The sequence below is a fragment of the Paraburkholderia sp. BR10936 genome (assembly GCF_040965735.1).
GTDB lineage: Bacteria > Pseudomonadota > Gammaproteobacteria > Burkholderiales > Burkholderiaceae > Paraburkholderia > Paraburkholderia nodosa_A.
The window spans coordinates 32651-51550 of record NZ_JBFRCM010000026.1 but is presented as its reverse complement, the minus strand read 5'-3'; the positions used below and the strand labels follow the sequence as shown (position 1 = coordinate 51550).

Genomic DNA, 18900 nt, shown 5'->3' with positions numbered 1-18900 from the left:
GCGCTTATCCTAGGCGGACAAAGGTGCGTGGTAAATTGGCAAACGGCACAGGCCCGGTGGGTCATTTCACGAAACGGCCTACCGCCTCATTCTGTCCCTGTGGTACGCATGCACTGACGACTCATGGCAGGAACCCCTTTGCTCATTACCGCTCCCCAGATCAGCCCGCGACTGCGCGAAGGGTTGACAGCCCTTGCTAACGACCCGCATCTGCCCATCGAGCGTGTGTACGCTTCGCTCATGAAACTGGAGGGCTATGAGGCGCTTCCACCCGCTATCCGCGACGACATATTCCAGTCCGTCGAGCAACTGGCGAGGCTGTGGTTCCGGCTCCTGCTGACCGGGAGCCAGCCCGCGGAACCCGTGAACGCGGAAATCGAGGAATCAGCCCGTCGACGCGTTCACCAAAGCGTGCCACTGCAGGCGTTGCTACGCGCCACCCAGATTGGCGCGCGCGAAGTCTGGCAAGCCAGCGTGGAAGTGGCCGGTGAGGAAGTACACCTCGCGCGCGAGCTGGCGCTGACGGTGGCGCCGTTCCTTTTCGAGTTCTTCGAAGGTATCGCGCAGACCCTCGCGCAAGCATATGTTGAGGAGCAACTCCACCGCGCGAATTGGCGTGAGGCGAATCTTTACCAGCTGCATGCTGCGATCTTCCATTCTCCTGACGATCACGCGAGCTTCATAATGGCGATGAGCGCGCTGGGGCTCGACGCTTCGGTGCCGCGAATCGCGATCGCGCTCGATGCCGGGTTCGAAGCGCTCACGTCAGAAATCCGTCGCCGCGAATCCGAGCGCTACGCGCTTGCCGTGTCGCGTCACTTCCGGATTGAGCGAGAGACGATCGTTCACGTGTGGCATCGTGGACGTGCAATCTTCTGGCTTCCGGGCCAGCGCGGAGATCTGGCTGCGCAAAGTGATCTCGCAGCGAGTCAATGCGCGCAAAACCTTGTGGACGCGGAAGAGCGCCTTCGTGCGGTCGGCGTCGGCTTATTGAACGAAGGAGCCGCGGGATGGGCGGCCTCCGCCAACGAGGCCATTCGCGCGGTGGAGGTTTCGCTGCGCTGCACAAACGGGGCGCGGGTCGCGCGATACTCCGACATCGCACTCGAAGAAACGGTGCGCACGGCAGGCGATGTGACGCGCTATCTCGTCTCGCTCATCGAGCAGATCAGAGCCGACTCGGATCTGCTGGCGACGCTGACCGCGTTCTATGCCAACGGCAGACGCCGCCGCCCTACGGCGGACGCGCTCGGCATTCATCTGAACACGCTCAACTACCGGCTGGAGCGCATTGAAAAGATGCTCGGCGCTTCGCTCGACGACGCGCAGTGGATCGCGCGGCTCGATCTCGCGCTGAAGCTGGCGCACGGCACCGGGCGCGAGTAAGGGCGAAGCAGCGGGCGGTCCTGCCACGACCAACGAACAGTGATTGTCGATCTTGACAAATCTGCTTTGCGCCGTGGGTATATGGGTGCGCAGGACGTTGCTCGTACACTCCACTGAGGGCTTCTCCTCAAACCTTTTTCCCGCGGCGGTAACACCGTCCAACGATGCCTTTACGTGCCTCGTGACTGTGTTCCGCCGAAGTCGTGCGCCATGGCGACGCGAAGTCATTGCTGAGCATCCCATGAAGAATCATCGGGTGAACCGTAGATCGCACCCGCGCCGACTTGTGCAAAAAATAGTCGGATGCGTGGTCTTTATGAGTGGCTTGACGGTCATGGTCTCGTACGTCACGCAACATTTGAACACTCGCGATCGAGGCAAGCTCCATTCCACTTCGGCGGACTTGCCACGAGCAGCAGCAGCCGGGACGCAACATGAAGGTCATCTATGAAATTATCCCGTCGCGCCTTACTTCGTCATAGCCTGGCTCTCCCGCTGAGCGCGGGACTTTCCCCCCTTCTCGCACTCCGAACGATCGAGGCCGAAGCTGCGCCAGCATCGCTTGCAATCGTGATGAATTCTGGGGAAGCGAGTGTTTCTGTCATCGATACGGACTCGCTTCGGGTGATCCGTACGCTCCCGACGATGCGGGAACCGAGTCATTGGGCTCTTTCGCCGGACAGGAGCAAGCTCTATATTGCGGATGCCAGCGGCAATGCACTCTTCATCGTCGATCCGCACACCGGAACGTCGTTGGGCCACAAGATCATTGCGGATCCGTATCAGTTGGGATTCACACCCGATCGCCGGTACCTCGTCATTAATGCGCTGCGTATCAACTACGTGGACGTTTATCGGGCGGATGACCTGACGCTGGTCAAGCGCTTTTCACCCGGCGAAATGCCGAGCCATCTGGACTTTTCGCCGGATTCCCGCTGGAGTTTCAATTCGATGCAGGAGTCGAGCACGCTTGTATCGTTTGACCTGACGAATATGACGATTCGCTGGAAAGCATATGTCGGCGCAACGCCCGCAGGCGTGCTCTGGCATAACGGCAAGGTGCTTGTCTGCGTGATGGGCGAAGACCATGTCGCCGAAGTTGATCCCGCGACGGGCAAAGTACTTCGACGCATAAAGACAGGGGTCGGGCCACATAACGTCTTCGTTACGCCGGATCGCACAACGCTCTATGTCACCAACCGGGTAGGCGGATCGCTGGCCGCACTCGACGCGGTCACACTCAAGCTTCGACGCACGTATGCGTTGCACGCTGGTGGCCCTGACGACCTCAGCGTCGCACCGGATGGCAAAGTGTGGGTGACGCTGCGCTTCCGCGAGCAGGTTGCAGTCCTGGATCCTGTCAGCGGCGACTACACAACTATCGACGTGGGTCGGTCACCCCACGGTATCTTCCTCACCAGTCAATTGAGCCAGCCCGGGCTGATTACGGCCGAACTCCTCTGAGGCACTTCATGCTTGTATTTCTCGATCGTTGGTTCAGTATGATTGCCGGCGACATCGACACCTACATAATGCTGCCCGTGCTCTATCATTTCGGCTGGATGGAGTGGGAGGAGTTGTCCTTTGACTGGGTACTGATCGGCGTCTACGGTTTCTTTGCCGTGGTGGTCACATATGCTGTCTGCTGGCCGCTCGAAGCGTTTTTCCCGATCGAGCGCTGGGAGAACCGCAAGACCGTCGTGATCGATGCTCTCTACACTATCTTTAATCGGGTCGGTGTCTTACCTGTCTTTAGCTTCTTGCTGTTTTATCAAGTTCAGGTATGGGTGAACGCGTTCCTGGTTGCCCATGGTTACATTCCTCCAATGCTCGAGACACTCATCCCGCCGCTTCTCGGGCATCCTGTCATCACCTTCATCGCATATGCGTTGATTCTTGACTGCACGGATTACTGGCGTCACCGCCTGTCGCATATTTCGCGTAGCAGCTATGCGCTCCACGCTTTGCATCACGCCCAACGACAGATGAGTTTCTGGTCAGACGACCGCAACCATGTACTAGACGATATCGTCGCTGGCATTTGGTTTGGCGTTGTGGGCCTCGCCATCGGCATTCCACCTCTGCAGTTCCCGCTGCTGTTTCTGATCATGCGCTTTATCGAAAGTCTGAGCCACGCCAATATCAAGCTCTCGTTCGGATGGCTCGGGGACCGTCTGATCGTCTCCCCGCGATTTCACCGTTTGCACCACGGCCTGCGCGCCGCCGGAAGAAATTCGTGCAATTACGGTGCCGTATTCCCAATCTGGGACATCGTATTCCGCACTGCCGACTTCTCCGACGAATATCCGCCGACGGGTGATCGACGAGCACCGGAGTCGATGGCTACGGGCGGCTATTTTGCGCAGCAGCTAGGCGGGCTGCAATTCTTCGCTCAGGAATGGCGTCGCTCGAGGTCGCGGCGACGCAAGACATGAGGCAGGCTCCATCCCTGACCCAAGTGACTTGTTATGCATCGCCACTGTAGAAATTGAACTCGATTTCATTGGCACTACTAGCGGAACTGCTTCGCGATGTAACGTCTCCGTGGCGCTATCGGTGTGGTGGAAGCGAGAGGTGCAGGGATCAACATGCGAACGGGTGACACGACCGCGCGAACTAGCGCTATTGAACGTAGTCGGTCTTGAAATACTACGGAAATGTCATGAATATCTATCACCGAATCAGGATGCTCGCGGCGGCTGCAGCACTAGGACTGACGGAAGCCGCAACAGCAAATGCGTCGGGCTGCCTGAAGGGCGCGGTCGTGGGCGGTGTAGCCGGTCATTACGCCGGTCACCACGCAGTCGTTGGAGCAGTCAGCGGCTGCATTGTGGGACGTCACATTGCGAAAAGGCGTGCCGAGGAACGGCTTGCACAAGCTCATGCAACCGGTGCTAGCGTTCCGTTCCGCTAATTCGCGTACATAGTCTTCGTAGCTTGGCGAGGATCGAATCAGCGGTAGCGATGCTTATGAATGGCTTGCAGTCTTGGTTGTAGTGAGAGACGAATTGATCGATACGCTTTACCAGTTGCCTGAGCGAACCAAACGAGCCACGGCGTATGGCTTTGCGAGTGATCAGCGCGAAGAAGCGTTCGACCTGGTTTGCTCTACGCACTGGAGCATACGCACGTGCACTGGGTTCGTGGATTGATGCGCTGTTCCAGAAAGTTCAATCGTCACGTTGATGTCTCTGGTTTCATTGACATCAACATGCTACGCAAGCATAGATCAGTTAACAACGGAACGGAACGCCAGGTTCCCTTGTTGCCGTGGCCACGCCGCAATTCGCTGCCTCGACGATCGTCACGCCGGTGCTCACTCCGTTGCCCAGAGCGGCTTGTGCGCGCAACCAGACGAGACGAGCGATGCGAGCGTCCAGTAGTGTGTCTGTCTCCGCTAGAGTAGACGTAGCGGTTCGTTTGATTATCGGCGCGTTAGCGCAATGATCGCGTCCGGCTGCATTTCGTCGATCCATTTGACGTCCCATACATGAACCATCATCCGCGCCACACCGGACCGTTTTGCATGATCCTCGTCTGGCCTGGCTTAGTCACCAAGGCGATCATTGCGCAGCTTGCTTCATGACCTTGGTAGATGCGCGTGCCATCTCTGTATCACGTCGTGGGGCGTTTCAGAGAAGTTACCCCAAAAAAGCAAAACAGATTTGCATAAAGAGGATCTCTGTCCGAGGGGGCATGGAGCGAAAAGCCCGTCTCCTGCGGGACGCATGCGGGTTGTCAGGTGTTCCGCAAATTGATGTTGTTCGAACGTTCGCCTCAGCTTGACCTTGGAAGCATGGACTGGGGGTTTCCACTTGTTGCCCCCTCTCGATCCGCGCGCCTAAGATTTGGTCGAATGGTCGACCAGTAGACCAACGTACCGAAAATCAGTAAGCCGAATCGCGGCGGAAAGTGCTGTCGCATGGCTTGGAGGAGACGTTATGTCATTGCAGACGAGCCCATGTTTAGATGGCGCGAGGGCGCTGCTTTACCGGTTGGTGGAGACTGCGCAATGAGCTATCTCTACGACGAAAAGATCGACGGTCCCCTGCCGGTGATCGACAAGGAGAAGCTGGTAGCGGAACTGCGCAAAGCAATTCCTGATCTCGAGGTGCTGCATGCGAGCGAGGATTTAAAGCCCTTCGAATGCGACGGACTGTCCGCGTATCGCTGCACGCCGCAAGTGGTAGCGCTGCCTGACCGCGTTGAGCAGGTCGAAGCGCTACTGAAATATGCACATCGGCACCGTGTGCCCGTCGTCGCGCGCGGGGCTGGCACTGGCCTTTCCGGCGGCGCGATGCCACTCGAACGAGGCATTCTGCTCGTGATGGCGCGATTCAACAGGATCCTCGACATCGACGTGGCGGCGCTCACTGCGCGCGTGCAGCCCGGAGTGCGCAATCTCGCCATCTCGCAGGCGGCGGCACCGCATAGACTCTACTATGCGCCTGATCCATCATCGCAGATCGCGTGCTCGATTGGCGGCAACGTTGCGGAAAATGCTGGTGGCGTCCACTGCCTGAAGTACGGCCTGACGGTCCACAACATCGTGAAGGTCGAACTGCTGACCATTGAAGGAGAGCGGCTCACACTCGGTGCCGACGCACTCGATTCGCCAGGCTTCGACTTCCTCGCGCTGGTCACAGGCTCGGAAGGCATGCTCGGCATCGTAACGGAGGTGACCGTCCGGCTCTTGCCGAAGGTTCAGGCGGTGAAGGTGCTACTAGCGAGCTTCAACGATGTCGGGCGGGCGGGCGCGGCAGTCGCGAGCATCATCGGAGAAGGGATCATCCCCGGTGGTCTGGAGATGATGGACAACCTCGCAATCCGTGCAGCCGAAGATTTCGTGAAGGCGGGCTATCCCGTCGATGCTGAGGCGATCCTGCTTTGCGAACTGGACGGCGTGCAAAGCGACGTCGACGAGGACGTCGCACGCGTCGACGCGATCCTGCGCGAGGCGGGCGCAACTGAGGTGCGCCTTGCGCGTGACGAAGGCGAGCGTCAAAAGTTCTGGGCTGGTCGCAAAAATGCATTCCCGGCGGTGGGCCGGATTTCCCCCGACTATTACTGCATGGATGGCACAATCCCGCGCCGCGAATTGCCGCGCGTGCTGCAGGGGATTGCTGATCTTTCTGCGGAATATGGCTTGCGTGTTGCCAACGTCTTTCACGCGGGCGACGGCAACATGCATCCGCTCATCCTCTTCGATGCGAACTTGCCCGGTGAAATGGACCGCGCTGAAGCGCTCGGCGGCCGCATCCTCGAGCTGTGCGTGGCCGTTGGCGGCAGCATTACAGGAGAGCACGGCGTAGGACGCGAGAAGATCAACCAGATGTGCTCGCAGTTCAATCTCGACGAGCTGCGCTTTTTCCATGCGGTAAAAGCCGCATTTGATTCGAATGGTCTGCTCAATCCTGGCAAGAACATCCCGACATTGCAGCGCTGTGCCGAATTTGGCGCAATGCACGTGCATCTCGGCAGGTTGCCGTTTCCCGAACTGGAGCGATTCTGATGCAACGCGAGTTTCAAGCCCAGGACAAAAGTGTCGAGCTAATTGAACAGGTTCGCGAGGCCGTCGCGGTCAAATCTCCGCTCTTCATTCGTGGCGGTGCAAGCAAACCGTTTCCCGGCCGGAAAGTCGAAGCGGCGCCGATTGACACTCGTGCGCATCGCGGCATCGTGAACTATGATCCGACCGAACTCGTCATAACGGTGCGTGCGGGCACGCCAGTCTCTGAACTCGACGAGGCGCTCGACTCAGCTGGCCAGATGCTGCCGTGCGAGGCAGCAACCTTCGGCGGAGTCGCGACGGTTGGTGGCATGGTCGCGAGCGGGCTCGCCGGGCCGCGTAGACCGTGGGTCGGCTCAGTGCGCGATTTCGTGCTCGGTTGTCGGCTGATCACAGGGCAGGGCCGACACCTGCGCTTCGGCGGTGAGGTGATGAAGAACGTGGCGGGCTACGACGTTTCGCGGCTCGTGACTGGCAGTTTTGGATGCCTCGGACTCCTCACTGAAGTGTCGTTGAAGGTACTGCCGAAGCCGCGCGCGACGCGCCATATTGAACTTCAAATCCCGGCTGCTGCCGCGCTGGCCGGATTGACCGAGTGGCGGCGGGCGGGTCTGCCGATCGCCGGCGCATGCCACGATGGTGAGACCTTGCATGTGCGTCTCGAAGGTGGTGTGGAATCCGTGCGTGCCGCGCATGCGCGCCTCGGAGGCACCAGCGTCGACGATTTGTTCTGGCGCGCGCTGCGCGAGCAACGGTTGTCTTTCTTCGATGATCCACGCCCGTTGTGGCGCCTTTCCGTGCCCCCGACGGCACCGCTCATTGAACTGCCTGGCTCCTGCCTTCTCGATTGGGGAGGCGCACAGCGCTGGCTGAAGAGCGACGCGCCCGCCGCAGTGATGCGAGAGTCCGCGCAGCGACTTGGTGGCCATGCAACCGCCTTTACGGACGTCGCTTCGGGCGAAGCGTTCCATCCACTGCCGGCTGCGCTGCTGCGTTATCACCGCGCGCTCAAGCAGCAGCTTGATCCGCATGCGATCTTCAACCCGGGCCGCCTCTACGCGGACTTCTGAACGTCAACGCGTCTCCGCCATGCAAACCAACCTCAGTACCGAAGCAAAGACGCTCGCTCGCGCCGATGAAGCGGAGTCGATTCTCCGCTCCTGCGTGCACTGCGGATTTTGCAATGCAACCTGTCCGACGTACCAACTCCTCGGCAATGAACTCGACGGTCCACGCGGGAGAATCTATCTGATCAAGCAGGTGCTCGAAGGCGAGGCCGTCAGCGAGACGACGCAACTGCATCTGGATCGCTGCCTCAGTTGCCGCAACTGTGAGACGACGTGCCCGTCGGGCGTGAAATATCACACGCTGCTCGATATCGGGCGAGCAGAGGTCGAGCGGCGTGTCGCGCGGCCCGCGAAGGACCGCTTGTTGCGTGAAGGCCTGCGGCACCTCGTGCCTCGTTCGTCGCTGTTTGCGACTGCGCTGAAAGCGGGGCGCGCGCTAACGCCACTGATGCCAGAGGCGGTTCGGCAGAAGATTCCTGCGGCACCAGCAAAAGGGAAGGCGCGGCCGCCGGTTCGCCACGCGAGGCGCATGCTGATGCTCGAAGGTTGCGTGCAGCCTTCGCTCTCACCAAATACAAATGCCGCTGCGACGCGCGTACTGGACAGGCTCGGCATCAGTGTGGCCGCGGTGGTGCGGGCCGGCTGCTGCGGCGCCACCGACTATCACCTGGGTGCGCACGAAGCCGGGCTGAACCGGGCACGCCGCAATATCGACGCGTGGTGGCCGTCGATCGAGGCGGGCGCCGAAGCGATCGTGATTCCGGCGAGCGGCTGTGGCGCGTTCGTCAAGGAATACGCAGACATCCTTAAGCACGATCTTGCATACGCGCAGAAGGCTCAGCGCGTAAGCTCGCTCGCACGCGATCTGGTCGAAGTACTGGGCGCCGAGCCGCTCGATACGCTGACGCCGCAGGCGGGGCACGCACCGCGCCGAATCGCGTTTCATTGTCCGTGCACGCTACAGCATGCACAGAAGCTCGGCGGCGCCGTCGAAGCCTTGCTGCGTCGGCTGGGCTTTGACATGACCGCCGTGGCAGACGCGCACCTGTGTTGCGGATCGGCAGGCACGTATTCGATTACGCAACCCGAACTGGCGCGCAGGCTGCGCGACAACAAGCTTGATGCCCTCGAAGCGGGTCGCCCCGACACGATTGTGACAGCAAACATCGGATGCCAGACTCACTTGAATAGCGCAGGCCGCAAGCAGGTGCAGCACTGGATCGAACTCGTGGAGGCGGCTTTGGACGGGCCGGCCTGAACCTCGCGCCCATCGCGGGCATCAACCGGAACACTGCCGCAGACCTCGCGGCGCGCGATTATTCCACATTCACAAAGGCAAACCCCAATCTAACGCGGGACAAGACCGGCGGCCTTGTCCTTGCGCCCGTTCGTCATGGCCGCCACATCAATACGTATAGCCCGGCGGGCACGGGCGCAGGAGACAGAATGAATCCGGCAGCCGCTTTACCCTCTGGTGTGGTCTACGCACAGCCTCTCACTCCCGTGGCGCACTCGCTACTATGGTCGTTTCTGATTGCCGCCGTGCCGATTGGCGTCGCGCTCGTCATGCTGGGTGTATTGCGGCGCCCGGCGTGGCAGGCCGCTCTTGTGGGCCTGATTGCTGGGCTCGCAATCGCCATCGGCATATGGGGCATGCCTGCCGGTCTCGCGCTCAATGCAGTCGCGGCTGGTATGTCGCTCGCTCTGATGCCAGTGATGTGGATCGTTTTCACTGCGCTCCTGCTCTACAACATAGCCGTAAGGTCGGGTCGTTTCGACCAGTTTCGTCAGTGGATGCTTGATCATCTGCCAGACGACAGACGCCTCGTGTTGCTCGTCGTTGCGTTCTCGTTTGGCTGCCTGCTCGAAGGCATTTCGGGGTTCGGCACTCCGGTGGCTATTACCAGCGCGCTGCTTGTCGGCCTTGGCTTTCCGGCACTTGAGGCGCTGAGCTTCACACTCATCTTCAACACGGCGCCGGTGGCGTTCGGTGCGCTTGGCGCGCCAATCACCGTGCTCGGTGCCGTGACCTCGCTTCACGCCGGTGCGCTTGGTGCGATGGTCGGACGGCAATTGCCGTTTTTTGCGTTCCTGCTGCCGTTTTACGTGGTGTCAATCTATGGCGGCATGCGCTCGATTCCGAAGCTGTGGCCCGCGCTCGTAGTATCGGGCGGGAGCTTCGCGATCACACAGTTTGCTACGTCGAACTTTCTTGGCTACCAGTTGACTGATGTGCTGTCGTCAATGACGTCGCTGATCGTGACCATCGCGTTCCTCAAGGTCTGGCGGCCGGAGTGCGATCCTGCCTTTGCGATGTCGCGTCCGGCTGCGCCCGCTCACGGCAGCGCGCGCGTTGGCTTCGGCGGTTGGATGCCGTGGATCGTCGTGTCGTTCGTGGTGATCGTATGGGTACACGCGCAGATCTCGTCGTTCGGCGAGATGAAAGTGCAATGGCCCGGTTTGCACAATGCCGTGTTTGTCACGCTATATAACAAGCCTTACGCTGCCGTGTGGGACTTCCAGCCGCTCGGCACCGGTACGGCAATTCTGGTTGCCACTATCATCACGGCCGTTTGGGCACGTGTCGGTATCGCTGACTTCTTGAGTTGCGTGGCGAAAACGTGGCGGCAGACTCGCATCGCGATCCTGACCGTGATGATGATCGTCGGCCTTGCCTATCTGCTCAATTATTCGGGCATGAGCTATACGCTTGGCATGGGCGTCGCATCGACCGGTGCGCTGTTCCCACTGGTTTCAGCGTCGCTCGGATGGGTGGCGGTGTTCCTTTCAGGCAGCGATACGTCGGGTAACGCGCTGTTTGGCAACCTGCAGGTCGTCGCGGCAAAGCAGCTCAACCTTAGCCCGGTGTTGATGGCGGCGACAAACTCGTCGGGCGGTGTGATGGGCAAGATGATCTCGCCACAAAATATCGCAACTGGGGTGTCGACGACCGAGCTGAAAGGCCAGGAAGGTTTGGTCTTCGCTCGGACCTTCTGGCACAGCATCTTGTTGACCGTGATGCTGGGTGTTCTGGTCTTTCTGCAGCAGCACTTCCTGACGTGGATGATCCCCTCGCTGCCCCAGTGATTGTCAACGGGGGCGCGAGAAACCGCGCCTCATTCAGCGCGTGGCGTTCTCACGGATAAACGCAAGGTGCGTGACAAGAGCGTTGCGCGCGGCTACCGGGTCGTGCTGCTGGATCGCGTCGTAGATGCGTTGATGCTGCGCCATTAAGTGGGAGAGATCCGCGTCGTGTTTCTCGAAGGCCGAGTAGGTTTCTTCGATCGAACGCTGCACGAGATTGTGCAGTCCATGCATCACATGGATGAGTACGACGTTATGCGTGGCCTCCGCAATCTGCAGGTGAAATGCCGCGTCGAGCAGGGGCAACGAGCGCTGGCCTGAGGTGACGGCATAAGGGTCCTTTTGCTGGAACGCGACGTCCAGTGAGTCGAGTGCGGACTTGATGTTCTTGATGTCCGATTTCGTGGCCCGCACTGCAGCAAGCTCGACGGCGACGGCTTCCAAGCCTTCGCGCATTTCGAGGATGTCACCTGCCGCCTTGCGATGGCGAGCCATCAGATGCGCGAGTGGTTCGGCTATCAGTGGGGCGCTCGGGTCGGCAACCACGTAGCCGCCCCCGGTTTTCGCCCGGATCAGCTTACTGCCTTCGAGCCGCAGCAGCGCTTCGCGCAACGACGGCCGCGAGACATTGAGTTGCTGAGCGAGATCCCGCTCAGACGGCAATGATTCACCCGCGCGTAGCTTGCCGTCAACGATAAGCTGCTCCAGTTGATCGCAGACCGCGTCCGACAGCCGGAACCGTGCCGGGGGGACTATGGGGGTATAGGACATCGGCCTCTCTTCCTCTTCGCGCCTTGGGTTATGCCGTCACAGCCTTGCGGGTCGGGCGCTGTGGCGGCGTTTTCCTCAATTTTCACACAGTTTTGGTGATGCGGCGGGAAGGTGGCTCCTCGTCCAGCTAGTGGGCCGCTCACTCCAAATCCGCAGGCAGATGTACGCGTTGAAGTCCGTCCCGCCCACAGCCTTTGGTTGCCGCACAGGGCGCGGGAAGGACGGAGGCTTCTACGGCTTGACGGCCGCGTGCCGTCCCTGCCGCATTGATGCCGCGATGCAGTCTTGTCCTGCCTGCGAGAAGGTGAAGCTGCTGAGGCGAAGGTTGCCGCACAGCAAGTCGCTGCGAACGGTGGCTACGGCGGTGTCGCGATCGGCTCGTCGGCCGCCGGACATCGCTTCAGGCTGAAAGACAAGTACGCAAAGCTGTTGCGCGAAATTGCGCGTGAGATGAACTTCGGCTGGAACTACGTGAGCGAGCTGCGTTCCAGGTCTGGCAGCGCGAGCGGCGCCTCCTGGGACAAATGTGTGATGACCGCGGCAGTATGGTTCGATGAGATCGATGAGGTCCATTCAACTCAGACTTGCAGTTGCTAGTTGAAGATTCTAGTGCGGCGCGTGACGCAACTGAAGTTCAGCGTGAACAGGTGCGCTCCGGAAGGGGGGGGCCGTGCTTTCCGCATTGATGTCCTCCACGTCCTCAGTCTGTGGCTGCCACGCCACGCGCGGAAAGGAAGCAGAGTCCTACTGCTACACGGCGACGGCAGACGCTCTCGCTCAATACATTTCGTCTCGACATTAAATACGAAAAGGTGCTTGGTGACACTCGGATGCTTTTGCTAACGTGATTCATCGTCGATGGCTTGCACCGTGCTCATTGTGATTCGCAGTCTTGATCGTCGGCATGCATCTTCTACATTAACCTCCGGGAGCCTCATGGAAGTCCCCCAGCAACAGCTTCTCGATCCGCGCGCGCTACTGCGTGCCATGTTCGATGCGGCGGTGGCAGCCGCACAGCCGTCATGTCACATCGGGCAGTATTTGCCATCTAAGCCCGCGGGAAGAACGATCGTGATTGGTGCTGGCAAGGCATCAGCGTCGATGGCGCGTGCGCTCGAACTGGCGTGGCAGGGCGAGTTGACGGGGCTCGTTGTGACGAGATACGGCTATGCAGTGCCCTGTGAGCAAATCACTATCGTCGAGGCCGGACACCCTGTGCCAGACGCGGCAGGCCAGCGTGCGGCGCAAGACATCGTGCAACTGGTCAGTGGGCTGAATTCCGACGACCTGGTCATTTGCCTGATGTCGGGAGGCGCGTCGTCTTTACTGGCTCTCCCACTCGAACCACTTTCGCTCGAAGATAAACAGCGAATCAACCGCTCGCTACTGGAGTCCGGTGCAACAATCAGCGAGATGAACTGCGTCCGGCGACACCTGTCCGCGATCAAGGGCGGAAGACTGGCAGCGCTGTGTCACCCCGCACGTGTTGTCACGCTTCTGATCTCCGATGTACCCGGCGATTCGGCAAGCGACATCGGATCTGGACCGACTGTCGCCGACACATCGACCTGCGCAGATGCGCTTCACATCATCCGGCGCTACGAGGTCGACGTACCGGAGGCAGCGCTTAGGCTGCTTGAAAGCGGCGCGGGTGAGACAGTGAAACCCGGGGATCCGTCGATTACCGCCGCCACCCATCACATCATTGCAGCGCCACAGCTCGCACTCGAAGCTGCAGCGCAAGTCGCCAGCGCGGCCGGCATACGATGTCATATTCTGGGCGACCAGATCGAGGGTGAAGCGCGTGATGTCGGAAAGGTCATGGCGGGCATCGCTCTCCAGGTCGCGCATCGCGACCAGCCATTCACAGCACCTTGCGTATTGCTATCGGGCGGAGAGACGACTGTGTCTGTCAAGGGCAACGGGCGCGGGGGCCGAAACGTCGAATTCCTGCTCTCGCTCGGCATCGCTTTGAGCGGCACGCCCAATGTCTACGCCATTGCGTGCGACACCGACGGCGTCGACGGCCAGGACGATGTCGCCGGCGCAGTGCTCGCGCCGGACACGCTTGCGCGGGCATGGGCGCTCAACGTCAGTCCGCGGACTAGCTTGGACGATAACGATGGTCATGGTTTCTTTGGCGCGTTGGGCGACGCAGTCGTGTGCGGGCCAACATTGACAAATGTGAACGACTTCCGGGCGATTCTCGTACTGCAGGGAATCGCTCATTCTAATCAGGAGATATCGCATGAAGCGCGACCGTAATGCCAAGATCATCGCCACGCTCGGACCGGCCAGCTCTGACCCGACGACCATACGGCGACTCTTCGAGACCGGGGTCGACGTGTTTCGTCTGAACTTCAGCCATGGCACGCACGACGATCATCGTAACCGCCTGATGGAGATTCGGCGGATGGAAGAAGAGTTCCGCCGGCCGGTTGGCATTCTGCTCGATCTTCAGGGGCCGAAGCTTCGCCTCGGCACGTTCGAGGACGGCGGCGTGCAGTTGGCAATAGGGGCACGCTTTCGCCTCGATCTCGACGCAGCGCCCGGTAACGCAAGGCGCGCGCCGCTCCCGCATCCGGAAATCTTCCGCGCAATTGGAAGCGGTTCTGAGTTGCTGCTCGATGACGGCAAAGTACGCCTGCGCGTGCAGGAGGTGGGAGATGGTTTTGCTGAAACTGTCGTGCAGGTTGGCGGACGTATTTCCGATCGTAAGGGTGTCAACGTCCCGGGGTCGCGGTTGCCGATCTCGCCGCTCACCCGCAAGGATCGCGAGGACCTCGCATTTGGGCTCGAACTGGGTGTCGACTGGGTCGCACTGTCTTTCGTGCAAAGCGCGGAAGACATCGACGAAGCGCGCGAACTGATTGGGGACCGCGCCTGGATCATGGCGAAGCTCGAAAAGCCGCTCGCTATTGACCATCTTGAGCAGATTGTCCAGCGGGCGGACGGGATCATGGTGGCGCGCGGCGACCTCGGAGTCGAACTGCCTGCCGAGCAGATTCCCGAGCTGCAGCGCCGTATCGTGCGTGAGTGCCGACGTGTCGGTAAGGTGGTGGTGGTGGCGACACAGATGCTCGAGTCGATGACGAACTCGCCAGTGCCGACCCGCGCCGAAACGTCCGACGTGGCATGCGCCATCTACGAGGGTGCCGACGCCGTGATGCTGTCCGCAGAGTCGGCGAGTGGCAAGTTTCCGCTCGAAGCGGTGGCGACGATGAACCGGATTGTCGAGCGAGTTGAGCGCGATCCTGCGTATCGGGAGCAAATCGACGCGTCGCATACGCGAGCGGATTCGACGGTCGCCGACGCCATATGCTGCGCGCTGCGCAAGGCGGTCCAGTTGGTCGAGCCCGCAGTTACCGTCACCTATACGAGCTTGGGCTTCACGAGCCTGCGCGCTGCCCGTGAGCGTGCAGCGACGCGTATCGTCGCGTTGACCCCCTCACGCGTGGTTGCACGGCGACTCGCGCTGGCTTGGGGTATCCACGCTGTACCATTCGTGGAGGCGTCCAACGTGGACGAAATGATCGACCTGGCGTGCCAGTCCGCTGTCCACGAGGGATTCGGTCGCGAGGGCGACCTGGTTGCCATCGCCGCCGGCTTGCCGTTTGGGGAATCGGGGACAACCAATCTGCTGCAGATTGCGCGCATTGCACATACTGGGCGATCTGGAGAAGCGGTGGTTGCGGCTTCAGCCACTCACGGATGAGTTGACGTACCGGCTCCAATCAGGCGGGCTGCTGTCTGGCGCGATCGCCACGCGGACTGGCAACTCGCCTGAGCGCATGGCAGCGACGGCACGTTGCGTACCAAATGTCTTATCTCAGGCATTGTCCGTCGAAATTGCTATGTTTTTGATTCGGGACGTGCTTCGTTCGTTGCATGAAAACGGCGTGTGTTGCGTTCGATCGAGCTCAGGAGGAGCAACAGCGTCAGCACACTCGCGAGACCGAGAAGCGTTCCCAGCGATGCCCGGAACTGATTGCTCCGGGCATTGGCTGCCTCAATGGCCTGTTGTGTCGACGTTATCCGCTTAATCTTGACCTGGGCGTACCGATTCATAGCTGCTGCAATATAGTGCTCGCGATCATCCCATTCCCACGTCGCTGCGTGCCGATCAGCCTCGGTAACGACATCGGAAAGCTCGTTCAGGAACTGCTGGCGGTCGGCGAAGGGAACGCTGCCTAACCACGCGTCCAGCGAGGCTTGGTTCGCATCATCACCCGTCAGCATTTCAAGGAGTGCCTTTGGCACGGTGAGTCCCGCAGCTCGTGGAACGCTAATCGAAGGTGAGGCGTCGTCCGGAATAGCGTCATTTTCGGATTCCAGGCCAGGGATGGAGGAAAGCACCTCATTGGCCGTCACCGAAAGGTTAGCGTTCGCAGTCGCATGTCCAGGTGTCAGGAGCGAGACGACCACGACTATCATTGCCAGCACGATGCATACAAGTGCGACGAGACATAGTATGCGCGCCAGTCCCAGAACACGCAGTTCCACTTTATCCGCAAGCTTCATTGCAATCCATCACGTTTCTGCTCAGTTATCGGGGCAACGTTTGTAGCGCACGCCCCGACGGAGGAGTATCCCAGTCATGCCGGACCGCGCGTACAGCGCTCGCCGTTCCGAAGGTTCACTTATGCGGACACTGCGCGCAATCCCATCCAGGGAAGTGTGTGTTGCAAAAGTGGGGAAGGCGCTTCGCGCCGTTTTTTGGTCCTCGGACATCATGGCTGCTCGTACATGCGGAAAGGACCGATGCCAGGTATCCGCCGCCTGTTGACGTCTTCCCCGCCCTCAGCCTGCGGTTGCACCGCAAGGCGTGGGAAGGACGCGGATTCCTACTGCGAGACGGCGACGCTGAGGTCGGCAGTGCTTCGGTTATCCTTTTGACGCAACGTCCGGAGCTGCACTAACTGCTGGAGCAGTTCATTCTCGATAGGCTTTAACCGAGAATGACGTGGTATGGTCGGCGGCTGGCCGATGTTTCCGTGACCTTGCGCGCGGACTTGCTCAATCGCTGTCGATAGGACCTGGTGGAATATTGCATTCTTATCCGCGAATGCAGGTGAATTCTGTATCACGGCGCCCACGCCCAGTATTCGCCGCAACAACGATAAGGTCGAGAGAATCTTGATTCTCTGACGTTTTCGAATTGTCCAGTTGAACCGGCACATTGCTTCCGCATGCGAACTAGCTAAGCCGGCCTTGCGCCGGAAGTCTTCGATGTCTGCGTCACTTCCCGGAGATGCGCAGGCCGCGGCGAGGTACGCGAGATTCGCGTCGACGGCGCGCTCGACCGCGCCCTCAAGCTTGTCGCGATCTCCTACCGATCGAATCAACCAGGTGGCTAGCAAAGCGGCTAGACAGCCGAGCACGTTGTTCCCCAGCCGATCAACCGCGTACAGGAATTCATTCGAAGGCTTTGCGAAATCGGCGACAAGAACGAACGAGGGTGTCAGGAACACGACGTACAGGCTGTAGCTGACTCGCCGGAGCCCCATTGTGAGACAGATCAAGGGGAACACTGCAAGAGAGATCGCGAGCGGGCTATGGATCGCGAGCCCGATCACCGCGGCCAGCAATGCGCCAGCGGTGCTGCCGGCTGCCCGCTCCATACTTCTGAGCAGTGTCATTCCGCCCGCCGGCTGAAGCACAAAAAGTGTCGCCATCGTGGCCCAGTAACCGAACGGTATATGAAAACTTCGAACGACTACAAGGGCAGATGTGGTTGCGACGCAAAGGCGTGCCGCATGCCGAAGGCCGGGCGATTGGGGGCGAAGATTTGCGCGAAGCGTTTGGAGCCCGTCACGGGTCGCATCCGTCAACGCATGTATCCAGGTCGTCTCTTTGGAGGAGGACGGAATGCGCAACGCGAGATCCGATACCTTTGATGAAATGAAACGGATCGTCAGCGTGTGATTCAGTGCGCCTTCGATGCGACGTGCAAATGCCGGCAAGCGTCCGCGTAACTCATGGGGAAACGGTGTAGCTGGCTTCGCGAGCGCCTCGGAAATTCGGGTTAGCAGTCCGGCCAGCGCGTCGAGGCAGCGTGCGACACGTCTGGCTTGCGTGCGCATCGTTTGGCGGTCAGCGCCTGCCAGCGAGGCATTTTCCAGTGCGGTGGCGATGACAATGAGGCTAACGAGGATCCATTCTGCGTCGTCGAGTGCTAGTAGAAGATCGCCGAGAAGTTGGCGCCCTTCCACCCGCGAAGGTGGCGGCCCGATTAGCGCGCTGCGGGCCGCCTCGAGCGACTGCCGGGCCTGGGTCCGGAAATCGGTCGCCCATCGATCCCAGTCGTCCTGGGGGCTGCCAGGGCTGGAGGCGAGCGCCGCAATATCGCAAGCCGCGTCGGAAAGGCGTTGATAAACGAGCCGTACCGCAAAGCGGCTGGGCCCAGACGGATGGATCCGCCAGACGCTAAAGCTGAGCAGAGTCGCAACGAGACAGCCGGTCGCGTAGATGCCCAAGAGCGGCGCACCCTCCTGAACGCTGTGAATCGGAGAGTCGACCATGACGATACAGATGGTCGCGCTGACCAGTGCAACCTGATAGGCCGCAGGCGCCCATATCGAGGCGAGGCCCGCCGAGAACGAGATCGCCAGCACGGCGGCGCACGCGGCGACGAGACCCGACCCCGCAGCAAGTGCGGTTAGTCCACCGAAGACGGTCGAAAGCACGGTGAAACCGACCATCGAAGAGAAGCGCCGGCGTGGTGAACCGCCAGCGTCGGCGAGGCAGGTCGAGAACGCACCGATTGCCGCCCACGAAAAGTGATGGTTGTGCAGGAACTCGCCAGCGATGAGCATCGCGGTTGCAGCACAAGCTGCTCTCATTCCTTCAGATAGGCTCGCTTCCTCCATCGCAAACGAAACCATCCAGGAGGGGCGCCGACGGGCGAGGTCTCGAAGGAGAGACCAGTATCGACTCGATAATCGGTGAAACCTGGAAAAGATCATCACGCTCTCAGTATCGTTTCCGCGAGAAGTGTCCGTCGTTACATGGACTCGGGGAGTTAGGTTGGCGCGATTCTAGCCGTTGGCATGCACACCGCGGGCGTACAGACCATCTGACTTT

General features: G+C 60.3%; 14 protein-coding genes and 1 pseudogene. 11 read left to right on the top strand and 4 right to left on the bottom strand.

The window, feature by feature from the left end:
* Positions 1 to 123: 123 nt before the first annotated feature.
* From AB4Y36_RS35815 to AB4Y36_RS35800, 4 genes are all read left to right on the top strand, one after another.
* Positions 124 to 1386 (top strand): PucR family transcriptional regulator, encoded by a 1263-nt coding sequence (locus tag AB4Y36_RS35815; protein WP_368685487.1) that lies wholly within the window; start codon positions 124 to 126, stop codon positions 1384 to 1386.
* 447 nt (positions 1387 to 1833) lie between these two features.
* A complete protein-coding gene (locus AB4Y36_RS35810; protein WP_368685486.1) occupies positions 1834 to 2850 on the top strand; it encodes a YncE family protein in 1017 nt (338 codons plus the stop codon).
* 8 nt (positions 2851 to 2858) lie between these two features.
* Positions 2859 to 3821: a sterol desaturase family protein gene (locus AB4Y36_RS35805; RefSeq protein WP_368685485.1), complete on the top strand. Its 963-nt coding sequence runs from the start codon at positions 2859 to 2861 to the stop codon at positions 3819 to 3821.
* A gap of 251 nt (positions 3822 to 4072) precedes the next feature.
* On the top strand, positions 4073 to 4300 hold the full coding sequence (locus AB4Y36_RS35800; protein ID WP_368685510.1) for a hypothetical protein: 228 nt from the start codon (positions 4073 to 4075) through the stop codon (positions 4298 to 4300).
* Here the strand turns inward: AB4Y36_RS35800 and AB4Y36_RS35795 are convergent.
* Positions 4281 to 4490 (bottom strand): annotated as a pseudogene (locus AB4Y36_RS35795) (IS630 family transposase); the annotation flags it as partial. The gene AB4Y36_RS35800 and the pseudogene AB4Y36_RS35795 overlap by 20 nt on opposite strands.
* A 908-nt stretch (positions 4491 to 5398) precedes the next feature.
* Here AB4Y36_RS35795 and glcD point away from each other — a divergent pair.
* The 4 genes from glcD to AB4Y36_RS35775 all read left to right on the top strand — a co-directional run bounded on the left by glcD (position 5399) and on the right by AB4Y36_RS35775 (position 11049).
* Positions 5399 to 6898 carry a glycolate oxidase subunit GlcD gene (gene glcD, locus AB4Y36_RS35790; protein ID WP_368685484.1) on the top strand — a complete coding sequence of 500 codons (1500 nt, stop codon included), beginning with the start codon at positions 5399 to 5401 and terminating at the stop codon, positions 6896 to 6898.
* Positions 6898 to 7965: a glycolate oxidase subunit GlcE gene (gene glcE, locus AB4Y36_RS35785; protein WP_368685483.1), complete on the top strand. Its 1068-nt coding sequence runs from the start codon at positions 6898 to 6900 to the stop codon at positions 7963 to 7965. Before glcD ends, glcE begins: the two co-directional genes overlap by 1 nt.
* Positions 7966 to 7984: 19 nt before the next feature.
* Positions 7985 to 9220, top strand: a complete 1236-nt coding sequence (gene glcF / locus AB4Y36_RS35780; protein WP_368685509.1) for a glycolate oxidase subunit GlcF — start codon at positions 7985 to 7987, stop codon at positions 9218 to 9220.
* Between the two features lie 188 nt (positions 9221 to 9408).
* Complete coding sequence (locus AB4Y36_RS35775) at positions 9409 to 11049, top strand: L-lactate permease (protein ID WP_368685482.1); 1641 nt, start codon at positions 9409 to 9411, stop codon at positions 11047 to 11049.
* Positions 11050 to 11082: 33 nt separating this feature from the next.
* Here the strand turns inward: AB4Y36_RS35775 and AB4Y36_RS35770 are convergent, their stop codons facing one another.
* Positions 11083 to 11817, bottom strand: a complete 735-nt coding sequence (locus AB4Y36_RS35770) for a FadR/GntR family transcriptional regulator (protein WP_368685481.1) — start codon at positions 11815 to 11817, stop codon at positions 11083 to 11085.
* Positions 11818 to 12102: 285 nt separating this feature from the next.
* Here AB4Y36_RS35770 and AB4Y36_RS35765 point away from each other — a divergent pair, with 285 nt between their 5' ends.
* The 3 genes from AB4Y36_RS35765 to pyk all read left to right on the top strand — a co-directional run bounded on the left by AB4Y36_RS35765 (position 12103) and on the right by pyk (position 15532).
* Complete coding sequence (locus tag AB4Y36_RS35765; protein ID WP_368685480.1) at positions 12103 to 12414, top strand: hypothetical protein; 312 nt, start codon at positions 12103 to 12105, stop codon at positions 12412 to 12414.
* Positions 12415 to 12753: 339 nt separating this feature from the next.
* On the top strand, positions 12754 to 14082 hold the full coding sequence (locus AB4Y36_RS35760) for a glycerate kinase (RefSeq protein WP_368685479.1): 1329 nt from the start codon (positions 12754 to 12756) through the stop codon (positions 14080 to 14082).
* Complete coding sequence (pyk, locus tag AB4Y36_RS35755) at positions 14066 to 15532, top strand: pyruvate kinase (protein WP_368685478.1); 1467 nt, start codon at positions 14066 to 14068, stop codon at positions 15530 to 15532. Before AB4Y36_RS35760 ends, pyk begins: the two co-directional genes overlap by 17 nt.
* A gap of 137 nt (positions 15533 to 15669) precedes the next feature.
* Here pyk and AB4Y36_RS35750 read toward each other — a convergent pair whose 3' ends face one another.
* Positions 15670 to 16338: a hypothetical protein gene (locus AB4Y36_RS35750; RefSeq protein ID WP_368685477.1), complete on the bottom strand. Its 669-nt coding sequence runs from the start codon at positions 16336 to 16338 to the stop codon at positions 15670 to 15672.
* Between the two features lie 323 nt (positions 16339 to 16661).
* Positions 16662 to 18701 carry an FUSC family protein gene (locus tag AB4Y36_RS35745; RefSeq protein ID WP_368685476.1) on the bottom strand — a complete coding sequence of 680 codons (2040 nt, stop codon included), beginning with the start codon at positions 18699 to 18701 and terminating at the stop codon, positions 16662 to 16664.
* Positions 18702 to 18900: the final 199 nt, after the last annotated feature.